Consider the following 13,160-nt stretch of genomic DNA (forward strand, 5'->3'; position numbering starts at 1 on the left):
AGCGGGCTGGCCGGTCTTGCGTGATGGGCAATCTTCTCGATGTCGTGGCGGCGCGAGGTGACCTCGGCGCCGGGAGGTGCCGCCGATGACGGTGGGGCCGGCAGGGGAAGGCGTCGGGCGCAGCGGAGGACGAACCTGCCGCCCGTCAAGGTCCCGATTCGGCTTACCTTTCGCGATCGGGACCTCAAGAGCCGGCCGCGGGCTCCGCCCTGGGCCCGGCAGTCAGCGATAGTAGGGCTCGACCGCGGCCCGTACCTCTTCGAGCAGCGCGGGGCCGTCCTGCGGGACGGGCGGTCGGCTGCTGCCCGGCCTGATGTCCAGGAGCTGTTCGTTGGACAGGGCGAACACCACTCGCCGCAGCCCTGCCCATTGGATGACGGCCTCGCACATCCCGCACGGCTGGCAACTGGTGTACATCGTGGTGCCTGCCGCCGTCTGCGAGTCGAGCTCTCTTGCGGCCCACCTCGCCAATTTGAGTTTGGCGGTGGTCCGGCTTAAGTACCCGGGGCCGGGAACCCGGCACGAGCCGCTGCGCCGGCTGCTGGGGGAGCGCCCGGAGGTCCTGGAGTGCCTGCGCACCACCGGAGACGACTGCTACGTCATGAAGGTGGCGGCCTCGTCGATGGCCCACCTGGAGGAGATCGTCGACGAACTGGCCGAGTTCGGGACCACCACCACCAACCTCGTCCTCAGCCGGACGCTCCCGCTGCGCGGCCCGGGGGTGCCTCGGGGGAACATCGTCAGGTAGGTGCGTATGCCACCCCGCTTGTGCGTCTCGCGGCCGATGCCGGACTGCCTTTAGCCGCCGAACGCGGCGTGGGCGGAGTTCGATCGAACTCCGTATCCACAGAAGGTGGCTGACCAGGAATGATGACGGACCGGCTACGAGGCGTTGGCGCCGGCTCCATGCAGTCCCGGTAGAACGCGCGAGCCGTCCGGCGACCGGGCGCCGGTGCAGCTGCATCCCGACGTAGAGAAGCGGTCCGACGTCTCCGCCGTACGGGATGCAGCTGGAAGCCGAACCTGGTCACGACGCCGAAGTGGCCGCCGTCGCTCCGGAGCCCCAGAACAGGTCGGCGCTCTCCTCCGCTTCGGTGCGGAGGATCCGCTCATCGGCGGTGACTACCTGGGCGGACGTCAGATTTCAGGCGGAAGGCGCGTTCATCCGCTCCAACCAGCCAGCACCTGCTGCCGAGCGTCAGGCCCGCGACCCCGGTGTCTGACACCCGACCTCCGGTCACGGCCAGGGCTGAACTCTTGGGAGGCAGCCTCCAGTTCGCCTCAATTCGAGCCAGCCCCGAAGCGGTCGGTACGGGCCCCGGTTTCGATCACACCCACGGTCTGCACATGGCTGACGCTGATCGGTGACGCCGTGGGCCCGCGTCCCGTCAGGCGGGCGGTTGGAGTCGGACGCAGCAGTGTCCGGGGCCGGATGCCAGGCACGCTTCGATCCCGGTCTCGTCGATGCCTTGGAGGACGCCGCGCAGGAGGTGGAGGTTCATGCCGCACACCGTCTGGGTGTGCTCCCGGGCCAGGGCGTGGAAGGGGCAGTTGGCCAGGACGATGGCGTCGTCCTCGCGGCGCGGCTCGAAGCCGAACCGCTCCAGCAACTCGAAGATGTCCGTGCGGCCCTGCTCGCCGAGCCGCGTGCCGAACTCCTCGGCCTTGCGGTGCAGGACGGTGCGTACCGGCTCACCGGTCGCATCGGATTCCTCCACCGCCTGGGCGAGGAGCCGTCCGGCCAGCTCGTAGCGGCGGTCCGGAAGGCTGACGGCGACCTGTTTCGCCGAGCGCCGGTAGAGCTTCGCCGGCCTCCCCGCGCCGGGACCGGAGCGTCCACTGCGGCGTTCGTAGACGACGTCGAGCAGCGACTCGTCGGCCAGCCGGTCCAGGTGGAACGCCGCGGTCTTGCGGGCCAGCCCGAGAGCGGCGGCGGCCTCGTCCCGGCTCACGGGGCTCGATCGGCGCACCACGAGGTCGTACAGCCGTCTGCGGGTCGGCTCGTCGAGGGCTGCGATCGCGGAGACGTCGGGGTCGCGTACTTCCTTCGGGGTGTCCACGAACACCAGTGTAAAACCCACGGCCATTGACTAAAGAGCGGAAGAGGGCTTCTATAGGAGATGAACCTTGCCGATAGAAGGAGCGGGCCATGACCTCCGCAACCACCACCAGCCCCGCCGCTCAGCGGCGGGCGGCGCTCGCAGACCCCGGCTACCAGGCGTTCGTGATCCTCCGTGCCGGATTCACGGTGGCGCCGATCCTGTTCGGGCTGGACAAGTTCGCCAACCTGCTGACGGACTGGCCCGCCTACCTCGCGCCGTGGATCGACGACATCGTCCCCGGCAGCGCCCAGGCGGCCATGTACGCGGTCGGCGTGATCGAGATCGTCGCCGGCCTCGTCGTGGCGCTCGCTCCCCGCTTCGGTGGCTGGCTCGTGGCCGGCTGGCTGGCGGGCATCATCGTCAACCTGCTGACCATCCCCGGGTACTACGACATCGCGCTGCGTGACTTCGGGCTGCTCCTCGGTGCCGTCGCGCTCGCCCGCCTCGCCCAGAAGTACCACGCCGAGCGGCACTGAGGCGCGCGGACAGGGTGCACCGGACCGGGAGGGTGGCGCCCACGGCGCCACCCGTCCGCGGCACCGCTCCACGGGAACCGACCGCCCAACGAGCGGTCAGGGCTGCGGGATCCGGTAGCTCTCGGGTTGTCGTGACCTGACATGGCGCACCTGACCCCTGGTGCCGCAACGCGGCGCGGTGCGGCACCAGGGCGCGCGCCCGGCAAGATGCAGGCGAGAGGCCCCAGGCACCCTTGGGACAGCCGTAAGGGCGCCCGGCCGGTAGCTTCAGGCCGGGCGCCCTTTCGTCGGGGCGTGCGCGTCAGGACGCGGAGGCGCTGTTCGCCGCGGGTGTGCCGGCCAGGATCGTCTCCTCCACCGCTTCGTACCGCATGCGCTGGTCGGCCGGGTCGCGTTCGTGGAGCACCGTGCCGAGCCAGCCCGCGAGGAAGCCCAGCGGGGCCGAGAGGATGCCCGACGTGGTGAACGGGAACCAGTTGAAGTCCTGGTCCGGGAAGATCGCCTGGGGCGATCCGGACACTAGGTTGCTGCCGGTCATGAGGATGATCGCGGAGGCGCTGCCCACGATGAGGGTGCAGAGCAGTCCCGTACGGGAGTAGCGGCGCCAGAAGAGGGTGTAGATGAGGGCCGGTGCGACCGCGGACGCGCCGATGCAGAACGACAGGGTGAGCAGTGCCTGAAGGTTCAGATGCCGTGCCCCGGCGGCGATCGCGATCGCCACGAGCCCCACGCCCGCCGCGGCGGTCCGGGCGATGGCCATCTCCGTGGAGTCCTTCAGTTGCGCCTTGCGACGCAGCCCGTGCGTGATGAGGTCGTGCGCCAGGGTGTTGGCGCAGGCCAGGGTGATCCCGGCGACCGAGGCCAGCAGGGTGAGGAAGACGGCTGTCGCCACGGCCGTGAACAGCAGTGTCTCGACGGCCGTCTGGTCCGTGCCCATGACGGCCTGGCTGACCATGAGGAACGCTGTCTTGCCCTGGGGGTCGCCGGCGACGATCCCCCGGTGGCCGACGATCGCCGCCGCGCCGAAGCCGATGACGGCGATCAGCAGACAGGTCACGACGACGGTCGACACGGCCCAGGACATCGAGCGCCGCACGGCTGCCGCGCTGCGCGCGGTGAACATGCGCATGGTGATCTGCGGCAGCACCGCGGCGCCGAGCACGACGGTCAACTGAGTGCTGATCATGTCGAGTTCGTTGCCGCCGAACTGCAGACCGGAGGCGAGATAGGCGTCTCCCGCCCCGCTGCCGCGCTTGGCGGCGTTCAGCAGGGAGGGCAGGCTGAAGTCGAAGCGGTTGAGGATGAGCGCGGCGATCGCGAGGGAGGCGCCGAGCAGGACGACGGTCTTGACGATCTGGATGAAGGCGGTGCCCTTCATGCCGCCGATCGCCGCGTACGCGATCATCAGCAGGCCCAGGAACACGATCGCGCCGGTCTTGAAGCCGTCGGCGTCGAAGCCGAGGACGACCGAGAGGAGATCGCCGGCACCCGCGAGCTGGAAGATCACCAGCGGCAGCAGTGCGGTCAGGGTGACCGCGGCCGTGGTGATCCGCACGGCGGGGCCGGGGAGACGCCGGGTGAAGACGTCGCCGATCGTGAACCGGCCGGCGTTACGCAGTGGTTCGGCCAGCAGGAACATCATCAGGACCAGCGAGAGCACGGTGCTCAGGGCGAGCGTGACGCCGTCGTAGCCGACGAGCGCGATGATGCCGATGGTGCCGAGCACGGTGCCGGCGGAGATGTAGTCGCCGGCGATAGCGAGGCCGCTCTGCACGGGGGAGAGCGAGCGGTAGCCGGTGTAGAACTCGCCCAGGTCGTCACGATCGGGGCCGGTCATCACGCACTGCAGCAGCGTGACAGTGATGACCGCGATGAACGCCATCAGCGACATGGTCTGGGCGCCGGAGCTGAGGCCGGTCATGCGCGCGCACCTCCGGTGGGCTGCTGCCACACGGGATGTCCGGAGCGGCTCTGGCGTTCTGGCCTGGGCGCGGCTGCCGCGGCTGCCTGCTCGGCGCGTTCGCGGATCGCCGCGGCGAGTGGGTCGACGCGGTTGCGCGCGATCCGCTCGTACAGCGCGATCGCAGCCAGCGCCACGGGCAGCTGCAGGAGGCCCAGGACCAGACCGGCGGTGAGACCACCGGTGATGTTGCTGGTCATCATCGAGGGGGCGTAGCCGGAGAGGAAGAGGAAGATGACGAAGTAGCCCAGCGCGGTGAAGGTGGCGACGCGGCGGAGCCTGCGGTAGGCCGAGCCGAGCCGGTGCAGATCATCACGATCGTCGGTGGCGGCGGGCGGTTGCGGCTGCGGGGACGCGTCCCAGGGCTGCTGCGCGGAGTCCCAGCCCTGCGGCGAGGAGTTCCTCGCTCGTGGGGACGAGTCCCAGGCTGCCTGTGGATCGGTGTCCCAGGACGGCGATCCACCCTCCCATGCCTGCGACGTCGCCTCTTGGCGGTGTCGCCCGGCATTCCGGTGCTGGGGTACCGGCGGAGGGCCGGGGAAAGGCTGGTGGTACGACATCGTTCTTGCTCCTTGCCGCCCAAGCGTCGGGCGGGTGGCGCTGGTGGTCCGCGTACGTTACTCATGGGTATAGCCCCTGCGTAAGGGGTTCCCGACCGCTCGGTATGTCGGTTCGGTGACGATCCTGTGCGTGTGGCGGCGGAACCGCCGGTAACCCCCGCCGTGGATCAATCCGCAGGTCACAGGTGAGTCTCGGACCGCCCCTGGGGCTGGGCAGGCCGCTCGGCGCGACCGGTCCGGCGAATGTGCCGGGTGGGCCGACGATGTGGTCGGGAGGGTGCCCTCAGCTGCTCCCGGCCCGGATCGGCTTGGTCTGCTGCCCATGGCAGGAACGCCTCCGCCCAGGTCTCGGCCGCCTGTAGCGCCGGCCGGCACCCCGCTGCCTGACCGTGCCGGGCCTGGCGCTCGCGTCGATCGGCCTCGCGCAGCACATCAGCGTGTACACCGACAAGCGTCTCAGGCGCTTCTGCAGCGAAGGGGCGGCCGTAGCGCTGCCGCACGACGTGATGGACGGCCCCGGTCGCTGCCCGCGTGGGGGCCGTCCATCGTGCCCAGCATGCTGGCGCCTGCGTGCGGAGGGAGACTGAAAGGGGCCGTCCGATCTTCGTCCGGAGGAAAGATGAGCCAGCAGCAGGAACTCTCTGACGAGCTGAAGCTCGCGTACGCACAGAACGCGGCCGACTTCGCCGTCCTGGACCAACGCCTGCAGGATCTCCAGCAGACCGCGAAGGCACGCCTGGCGGACGCCGGGCTGGTTCTGCTCCCCAGCATCGACTTCCCCTGCCTCGTGTGCCCCTGCCCCGGCTACTCGCGCGACCCGTCGATCCCCTCGACCGGCTGTATCTGCAACAACCCGGCCCACACGCACTGGCCTGTCTGACCGGACTCTGCCGTTCCCCACCCTCCGCATCCGACGTTGACGGTCCCGGGTCCTGCTGCGCCAGGTTCTTTCCGTTGTGGGTGTGCTCGGCCCACGGCCCTGACAGCCCTACGCCACCTCACGGGTTGAGCGTCAGCCCAGGTGCCGGTCAGGCCGCCGAGCAGCTTCGGCGAAGTCGGGCAGCTCCACGACAGTGACGCCGGCGTCCTCGAGGAGTTCGGTGCCTTCGGCACCGGGGACGAAGGTGACGGGCTCGCGCCGGACAGTGACGACGCGGCGGATCCCGGCGTTGCTGATGAGCGGGCCGGGGCCGCGAGGCCCGCTTGGCACAGGGCTTGAGTGAGCTGTAGATCTTCGCCGTGGCGAGCCGTGCATCGGCTGCCGGGAGTTTGGCGAGTGCAGCTTCCCGTCGGCGTCGACGATGATCCCCACGGCCTGCCGCCCGATGCGGGCGGCGAAGGGGGCCTCGAGGCGGACATGCCGGCCACGGACGCCGTCATCTGCTCCCCGCATCCGCGGGGATGACCGGTGGCTCCGACTTCGGACAAGAGGCTGACCAGGCCGGACAACGGCCGGACTGTCCGGGACAGCCGAATGCCATTGAACCGGCTGACGCGAATCAGCAAGCTGTGAGCAGTCCCGCCGAACGCGGCGGGCATCCCGTCCGAATGCGTCAAGCACTTTGACAGGCCGGCAGGCGATGCTGCTGCGCCGGATCGGTCGCCGATCAACAAGCTTGTCCCTGCGCGAGAGTACGACGAATCCCGGCGGGAGTTCAGAGGTTCTCACCCGAGCCGACAGGGAGCAGCCCTTCCTGCGCATTCGCACGCCCAGATGACTGCGACTCTCGGTGCAGTGCTCGCGCTCGGCACATTGTCCGAAACCCGAAAGGAGTGCGCATGAGAATCCGCTCGTCCTTTGCGACGCTCATACTGAGCGCCACCGTCATGCTCGCTACAACCACTACGGCGACATCTCTCGACCGTTCCGATGCGACCGCACCCAGCCAGGCCGCGATCGAGGCCGGACCGCCGCCGCGCAAGGACAGCACGCAGCGTCCCGTCTTCTTCGTCAAGGGATACACGCCCGGCGACGCATGCGGCAGTAAGTGGAACTCCGCAGCCAAACTGTTCAACAGGTCAGACTGGGAGGGCCCGTTGCACCGTGTCGGCTTCTACGCGGAAGACGATCCGAAGTGCGACGTTCGCATCGACCCGGAGCGGAAGGGCACTGTCGACACGTCCCTGAAGGACCTGGGGCGCGGGCTGGCGTGGAAGATCCACGACATGTACTCCGCTAAGGGGCAGACCGTCGACCTCGTCGGACATTCCATGGGAGGGCTCATCATCCGTGCCGCGCTGGCTGGATACGCGAAGGGCGACCCCACCTGGCCGGACACGCTGTACGTGGAGGATGTCGTCACCCTGGGCACTCCGCACAAGGCTGCTTGGATGGGCGCCGGCTGCCTCCCCAACCTGCAATGCCGGGAGATGTACTACCCGCGCGGAGCCTTCCGGAGTTGGCTCGGGCCGAAGCTCCACCAGGCGCAGGGTGGAACGGACTGGACACTTGTCAGTTCGAACGCCGACTTCTCCGTCAGCGCGGGGAACGGCGCCCCCACCGATGTCGAGGCGCAGCACCTCGTGCGGTATTCGGAGCGAGCGGACCTTGGCCACAGCCAGCTGCGTACGGTCCGCCGGGCCGGCGCGTTCCCACTCCGATACACCAACAACGGTGGCGCCTGGGGAGGCCAGCGGGATGGTGCCGCGCCGCTCCGAGTGGCGATGAACGCGCTGTACTGGCACAGCCGGTGGTGAACTGGCCCAGTTCGCCGCGACCGCGACGGCGACCGTCGACGTCCCGTCGCCATGGCAGACGGCGCACCACTGCCCTGAAGTGCCCGCACCGTGGGGCACCTGTTGGAAGGGGGCGGTTCGGCAGACGTCGCGGAAGCTGGTCAGGCCGATGTGCCGCCACTGAACGCGCAGGTCGCGAGGCGGCTGGGCCCAGTTACCGGGGAGCGTGACGAGGGGCGTCGTCCCGGTGGTGACCGGGGCGACGCCCCTGGTAGGGCGCCTGGCGGGTGAAAGCCCGGTTCAGGCGCCCTTTTCCCTGCCTCTAGAAGAAGCCCAGCTTCTTCGGCGAGTACGACACCAGGAGGTTCTTCGTCTGCTGGTAGTGGTCCAGCATCATGCGGTGGGTCTCGCGGCCGATGCCCGACTGCTTGTAGCCGCCGAAGGCGGCGTGGGCCGGGTAGGCGTGGTAGCAGTTGGTCCAGACGCGGCCGGCCTGGATGGCGCGGCCCGCGCGGTAGGCGGTGTTGGCGTCGCGGGTCCAGACGCCGGCGCCGAGGCCGTAGAGCGTGTCGTTGGCCGTGCTGATGGCGTCGTCGAAGTCGGTGAAGGACGTGACCGCGACGACCGGGCCGAAGATCTCCTCCTGGAAGATGCGCATCCGGTTGTCGCCCTCGAAGATCGTCGGCTGGACGTAGTAGCCGCCGGCCAGTTCGCCGTCGTACTCGATGCGCTGACCACCCGTCAGGATCTTCGCGCCCTCCTGCTGGCCGATGTCCAGGTACGAGAGGATCTTCTGCAGCTGATCGTTGGACGCCTGGGCGCCGATCATCGTGTCGGTGTCCAGCGGGTGGCCCGGGAGGATCTTCTCCGTACGGGCGACCGCCGCCTCCAGGAACTCGCTGTAGTGGCCGCGCTGGACGAGCGCACGGGACGGGCAGGTGCAGACCTCGCCCTGGTTGAGGGCGAACATCGTGAAGCCCTCCAGCGCCTTGTCGCGGAAGTCGTCGTCCGCCGCCCACACGTCGTCGAAGAAGATGTTCGGCGACTTGCCGCCGAGTTCCAGCGTGACCGGTTTGATGTTCTCGGAGGCGTACTGCATGATCAGCCGCCCTGTCGTGGTCTCGCCCGTGAACGCGATCTTCGCGACACGCGGCGACGACGCCAGCGGCTTGCCCGCCTCCGCGCCGAAGCCGTTGACGATGTTGACCACGCCCGGCGGCAGCAGGTCCGCGACCAGGCTCATCCAGAAGTGGACCGAGGCGGGGGTCTGCTCGGCCGGCTTCAGGACCACCGCGTTGCCCGCCGCCAGAGCCGGGGCCAGCTTCCAGACCGCCATCAGGATCGGGAAGTTCCACGGGATGATCTGCGCGACCACGCCCAGCGGCTCGTGGAAGTGGTACGCCACCGTGTCGTCGTCGATCTCGCTGAGCGTGCCCTCCTGGGCGCGCAGCGCCCCCGCGAAGTACCGGAAGTGGTCGATGGCCAGCGGAATGTCGGCCGCCAGCGTCTCGCGCACCGGCTTGCCGTTCTCCCAGCTCTCCGCCACAGCCAGTTCCTGCAGGTTCGCCTCCATGCGGTCGGCGATGCGGAGCAGGACGTTCGCCCGCTCCGTCGGAGCCGTCCGGCCCCACCCCGGTGCGGCCGCGTGCGCCGCGTCCAGGGCGCGCTCGACGTCCTCGGCCGTGCCGCGGGCGATCTCGGTGAACGGCCTGCCGTCGACCGGGCTCGGGTTCTCGAAGTACTGCCCGCCGGCCGGAGCGACGTATTCGCCGCCGATCCAGTGGTCGTAGCGCGGCTGGTACGCCATGAGCGCGCCGTCGGTGCCGGGTGCGGCGAAACGGGTCATCTGCGGGGCCTCCCTCGGACCGCGCCGGCCGTCCCTGGCCGGCGCTCACCGCCGAGTCTGCGGACCCGGACGTTGCAACCCCGTTGCGCCCGCGGACAGTTCCGCGTCCAGGGCGCGCAGCCGCGCCAGTACCGGCGGCCGCTGCACCGCCGGGACCGCGTCCGCCAGCGCCCGCCACAGCTCGACGTCGTCCTCGCCCCACGCGCTGTACGCCCAGTCCGCGAGCAGCCCCGGGTCCGCCCGGTCCACCAGCGCCGCCCGCAGCCGGTCCGCGAGCCGCTCCCGCAGCCGTACGATCCCGGGCGCGCGCGAACCCGGCAGCAGAGGGCCCGCGTACGCGCCGAGCGCCGCCGACACCGCGCCCGAGGCGAGCCGCCGGTCCACCGCCGCGAAGTCGGCGTCCACCGGCGACGCCAGCCGGTAGGGGCGCGAGCGCAGCACCTCGGGGCCCAGCAGCGCGCGCAGCCGCGACAGTTCCGCGCGCAGCGTCACCGGGGTCACCGACTCGTCCTCGTACAGCTGCACCAGCAGTTCGTCGCCGCTCACGCCCTCCGGACGGTGGGCGAGGACGACGAGGATCTCGCTGTGCCGGCGGCTCAGCCGTACGCTGCGGCTGTCGATCCGCAGCAGTGCCTCGTCCCGGCCGAGCGCCGTCAGCCGCGGCCGGCCGCCGGGTGCGGGCGGCGCCTGCAGCGCGAGATGCGCCTCGGCCGCCCGCGCCACCGCCTGCACGAACGCGAGGCTGTGCGGGTGCGAGAGCCCGTCGCCGCCGGTGATGTCGACCGCGCCGAGCAGCCGGCCGGTGTGCGGGTCGTGGACCGGCGCCGCCGCGCACGTCCACGCCTGCACCCGCCGCCGGAAGTGCTCGGCCGCGCAGACCTGCACCGGGCGGTCCATCGCGATCGCCGTGCCCGGCGCGTTCGTGCCGGCCGCCGCCTCCGACCAGCGCGCGCCCGCCACGAAGTTCATCCCGCGGGCCTTGCGCAGCGTCCCCGGATGGCCCTCCACCCACAGCATCCGGCCCGCCGCGTCGCAGACCGCGAGCAGATGCTCGCCGTCCCGTGCGTACGCGCCCATCAGCTCCCGGACCACCGGCATCGCGGGCGCCAGCGGATGCTCCTCCCGGTACGCGGCGAGATCGTCGTCCGCCAGCTCCACGCAGGCCGCGCCGTCCGGGCTGACGCGGGCCCGCGCCGAGCGCCGCCAGGAGGCGGCGACCAGTTCGCGCACCGGCGGCCGGCTCAGCTCGCCGCCGGACGTGAAGACGTCATGGGCCCGCCGTACCGCACCGGTGTCGCGCGCTGCGGAGTCCGTCGTCCCGTCTGCGTTCAAGTCGGCCTCCCGCCGAGGTCGTCCGGTTCCTGCCCGTAGCCGCCGTGCCTGATGCCCTGTGCCTGATGCTCCACGCCCATAGCCCACGGCCCGAAGCTTCATGCCCGTAGCCTCATGGCCGAAGCCTCATGCGCGAGGCCCCGTGCGTGAAGCCACGCGCCCGAGCCCCGTGCGCGCCATCGTGGGTGCCGGAGCCGCCCGTCGACAAGCGTCCGCGCACGGGCCTGGCCGGTCCGCGTCTCCGGCCGTCACGTAGAGTGGGGCTCGGACCGTGACTGGCGCTTGGGTGGATCACCACCGGGGAGCGGCCCGACGGACCTCCGTCCGACTGCCGCGCGCCTGGGCGACTCCCATCAGCCCACGCCCAGGAGCAGCCCATGTCCACCAGCACCGCGACCCTCATGGACGGCACCGCCCTCGCCCGGCGCACCGTCGAGGAGACCGCCGCCCGCGCCGCCGAACTCACCCGCCGCACCGGCGTGACGCCCTGTCTGGCCACCGTCCTCGTCGGCGAGGACCCCGCCTCCGTCACGTACGTGAAGATGAAGCAGAACCGTTGCGCCAAGGCCGGAATCCGCTCGAAGCACGTCGAGCTGCCCGCGACCACCACCACCGAGGAGCTCGTCGCCGAGATCTCCGCGCTGTCCGCCGACCCCGAGGTGCACGGCATCCTGCTCCAGCACCCCGTCGGCCCGCACATCGACGAACGCGCCGCCTTCGAGGCCATCGCCCCCGAGAAGGACGTCGACGGCGTCACCATGGCCTCCTTCGCCGCCATGGGCTTCGGCCTGCCCGGCTTCGTCTCCTGCACCCCGGGCGGCATCATGCGGCTCCTCGACGCGTACGAGGTCGAACTCACCGGCAAGCACGCGGTCGTCGTCGGCCGCAGCGCCATCCTCGGCAAGCCGGCCGGACTGCTGCTCCTCGGCCGCGATGCCACCGTCACCTACTGCCACTCCCGCACTACCGACCTCGCGTCGATCGTCCGCGAGGCCGACATCCTCGTCGCAGCCGTCGGCAAGCCGCAGTTCATCAAGGGCGAGGACATCAAGCCGGGCGCCGTCGTCATCGACGCCGGCTACAACCCGGGCAACGTCGGCGACGTCGACTTCGCATCGGCCGCCGAGCGCGCCTCCCTCATCACGCCGGTGCCGGGCGGTGTCGGACCGATGACGATCGCGGTGCTGCTCGCCCAGACCGTCGAGGCGGCCGAGCGCCGGCTCGGTGTGAAGTAGCGCGTCGGACAAAGGGGCCGACGGCACGCCGATGGCCGGATCACGACGGTGCGGCGCGCCGACGGGACAGGTGTCCACAGCACGACACGCCTGTTCCTGGGGGTGTTTCGGGTGGATTCGTGCCCTCGATTGTCACGATTCCGTACGGCCCTGCCCGTAACCACCGACCCGGTATCGCAGGACGGCGGGCCACCGGTCACCCTTGTGCACATGGCTGAGCGACCCATTGCCCCCGGTCCGCACCGCCGCCTGATGCCCGGGCCGCTGGTGCTGATCGTGCTGGCCGCGCTCGTCGCCGCCGCCGTCGTGGCGGCCCGGGACACGCCGCGCACCGAGGACGTGCGCGGCGACGCCCGGCGCAGCGCCCCCGCGACGCCCGACGGGCAGAGCGGCGGGCACGGCGGCGACGAGCGCCCGGGCACCGCCACCTCGGACCCCTCCGCGGCCGGCGGCGACCCGTCGCGGCTGCCGTCCCGCCGTACCGCGCCGAAGCCCGGCGAACCGCGGGAGCGGCGCAAGACCCCCGCGAAGCCCACCTCGGCGGCGGCCCCCACGGTCGCCCGGGGCCACGTCACCCCGGCCCCCACCCCGCCCCGCAGGCGCGACCGACCGAACGGCGGCGAGCCCGTCCCGTACGAGCAGCTGGGCATCGGCGCGTGCTTCGACGTGAACCGCAACGACCCCGGCACCCCGATCCGCCGCCGCTGCGACGCGCCGCACGACGCCGAGGCCGTGGCCCGGCTCCGGCTCGTCGGCGTCTACCTGACCGACGACGCGATCCGGCGCCGGGCGGCGGACCTGTGCCGCGCACCCTTGCGCGCCAAGGCCGCCGCCCAGCCCGCGGGCACGTACTGGACGACCTACGTCCAGTACCCGTACCACTCCGGCTACCTGCTCGGCTCCGACACGATCGTCTGCAGCCTCGCCGCGCTCTCCGAATCGGGACGCAAGCTGAACGCCCCGCTGCAGTGAC

12 protein-coding genes, 1 pseudogene and 1 riboswitch are annotated in these 13,160 nt (G+C 71.0%); of the genes and pseudogenes, 6 read left to right on the forward strand and 7 right to left on the reverse strand.

Annotated features, from left to right (window positions below):
- Positions 1 to 222 precede the first annotated feature (222 nt).
- Positions 223 to 480, reverse strand: a pseudogene (locus ABZO31_RS32125) (deaminase); the annotation flags it as partial.
- Between ABZO31_RS32125 and ABZO31_RS32130 the strand changes: the two are divergent.
- Complete coding sequence (locus ABZO31_RS32130; RefSeq protein WP_406865547.1) at positions 374 to 748, forward strand: Lrp/AsnC ligand binding domain-containing protein; 375 nt, start codon at positions 374 to 376, stop codon at positions 746 to 748. The pseudogene ABZO31_RS32125 and the gene ABZO31_RS32130 overlap by 107 nt on opposite strands.
- 640 nt (positions 749 to 1,388) lie before the next feature.
- Here ABZO31_RS32130 and ABZO31_RS32135 read toward each other — a convergent pair.
- Positions 1,389 to 2,066 (reverse strand): helix-turn-helix transcriptional regulator, encoded by a 678-nt coding sequence (locus ABZO31_RS32135; protein WP_406865548.1) that lies wholly within the window; start codon positions 2,064 to 2,066, stop codon positions 1,389 to 1,391.
- An 83-nt stretch (positions 2,067 to 2,149) separates the two neighbouring features.
- On the opposite strand from ABZO31_RS32135, the gene ABZO31_RS32140 reads away from it, so the two are divergent.
- Positions 2,150 to 2,578 (forward strand): hypothetical protein, encoded by a 429-nt coding sequence (locus tag ABZO31_RS32140; protein WP_406864847.1) that lies wholly within the window; start codon positions 2,150 to 2,152, stop codon positions 2,576 to 2,578.
- 301 nt (positions 2,579 to 2,879) lie between these two features.
- Here the strand turns inward: ABZO31_RS32140 and ABZO31_RS32145 are convergent, their stop codons facing one another.
- Positions 2,880 to 4,499 carry a cation acetate symporter gene (locus ABZO31_RS32145; protein ID WP_406864848.1) on the reverse strand — a complete coding sequence of 540 codons (1,620 nt, stop codon included), beginning with the start codon at positions 4,497 to 4,499 and terminating at the stop codon, positions 2,880 to 2,882.
- Entirely contained in the window at positions 4,496 to 5,098 is a 603-nt protein-coding gene (locus ABZO31_RS32150) for a DUF485 domain-containing protein (protein WP_406864849.1), read from the reverse strand. The genes ABZO31_RS32145 and ABZO31_RS32150 overlap by 4 nt, the downstream gene beginning before the upstream one ends.
- A gap of 619 nt (positions 5,099 to 5,717) precedes the next feature.
- On the opposite strand from ABZO31_RS32150, the gene ABZO31_RS32155 reads away from it, so the two are divergent.
- On the forward strand, positions 5,718 to 5,978 hold the full coding sequence (locus ABZO31_RS32155) for a hypothetical protein (protein ID WP_406864850.1): 261 nt from the start codon (positions 5,718 to 5,720) through the stop codon (positions 5,976 to 5,978).
- Between the two features lie 132 nt (positions 5,979 to 6,110).
- Here the strand turns inward: ABZO31_RS32155 and ABZO31_RS32160 are convergent, their stop codons facing one another.
- Positions 6,111 to 6,308, reverse strand: a complete 198-nt coding sequence (locus tag ABZO31_RS32160; protein WP_406864851.1) for a hypothetical protein — start codon at positions 6,306 to 6,308, stop codon at positions 6,111 to 6,113.
- A 569-nt stretch (positions 6,309 to 6,877) separates the two neighbouring features.
- Here ABZO31_RS32160 and ABZO31_RS32165 point away from each other — a divergent pair.
- Complete coding sequence (locus ABZO31_RS32165; protein ID WP_406864852.1) at positions 6,878 to 7,795, forward strand: esterase/lipase family protein; 918 nt, start codon at positions 6,878 to 6,880, stop codon at positions 7,793 to 7,795.
- 301 nt (positions 7,796 to 8,096) lie between these two features.
- On the opposite strand, the gene ABZO31_RS32170 is transcribed toward ABZO31_RS32165, so the two are convergent.
- Positions 8,097 to 9,620, reverse strand: a complete 1,524-nt coding sequence (locus tag ABZO31_RS32170; protein ID WP_406864853.1) for an aldehyde dehydrogenase family protein — start codon at positions 9,618 to 9,620, stop codon at positions 8,097 to 8,099.
- A gap of 45 nt (positions 9,621 to 9,665) precedes the next feature.
- Positions 9,666 to 10,952, reverse strand: coding sequence for a GAF domain-containing protein (locus ABZO31_RS32175; protein ID WP_406864854.1), 1,287 nt, complete (start codon positions 10,950 to 10,952; stop codon positions 9,666 to 9,668).
- Between the two features lie 261 nt (positions 10,953 to 11,213).
- Positions 11,214 to 11,304, forward strand: a riboswitch (ZMP/ZTP riboswitch).
- Between the two features lie 25 nt (positions 11,305 to 11,329).
- Here ABZO31_RS32175 and ABZO31_RS32180 point away from each other — a divergent pair.
- The gene (locus ABZO31_RS32180) at positions 11,330 to 12,187 is read left to right on the forward strand and encodes a bifunctional 5,10-methylenetetrahydrofolate dehydrogenase/5,10-methenyltetrahydrofolate cyclohydrolase (RefSeq protein ID WP_406864855.1); all 858 of its coding nucleotides are present in this window, start codon (positions 11,330 to 11,332) and stop codon (positions 12,185 to 12,187) included.
- Between the two features lie 210 nt (positions 12,188 to 12,397).
- Complete coding sequence (locus ABZO31_RS32185; protein WP_406864856.1) at positions 12,398 to 13,159, forward strand: hypothetical protein; 762 nt, start codon at positions 12,398 to 12,400, stop codon at positions 13,157 to 13,159.
- Position 13,160: the final 1 nt, after the last annotated feature.

The organism is Streptomyces solicamelliae (assembly GCF_045348655.1).
Classification (GTDB): Bacteria; Actinomycetota; Actinomycetes; order Streptomycetales; family Streptomycetaceae; genus Streptomyces; species Streptomyces solicamelliae.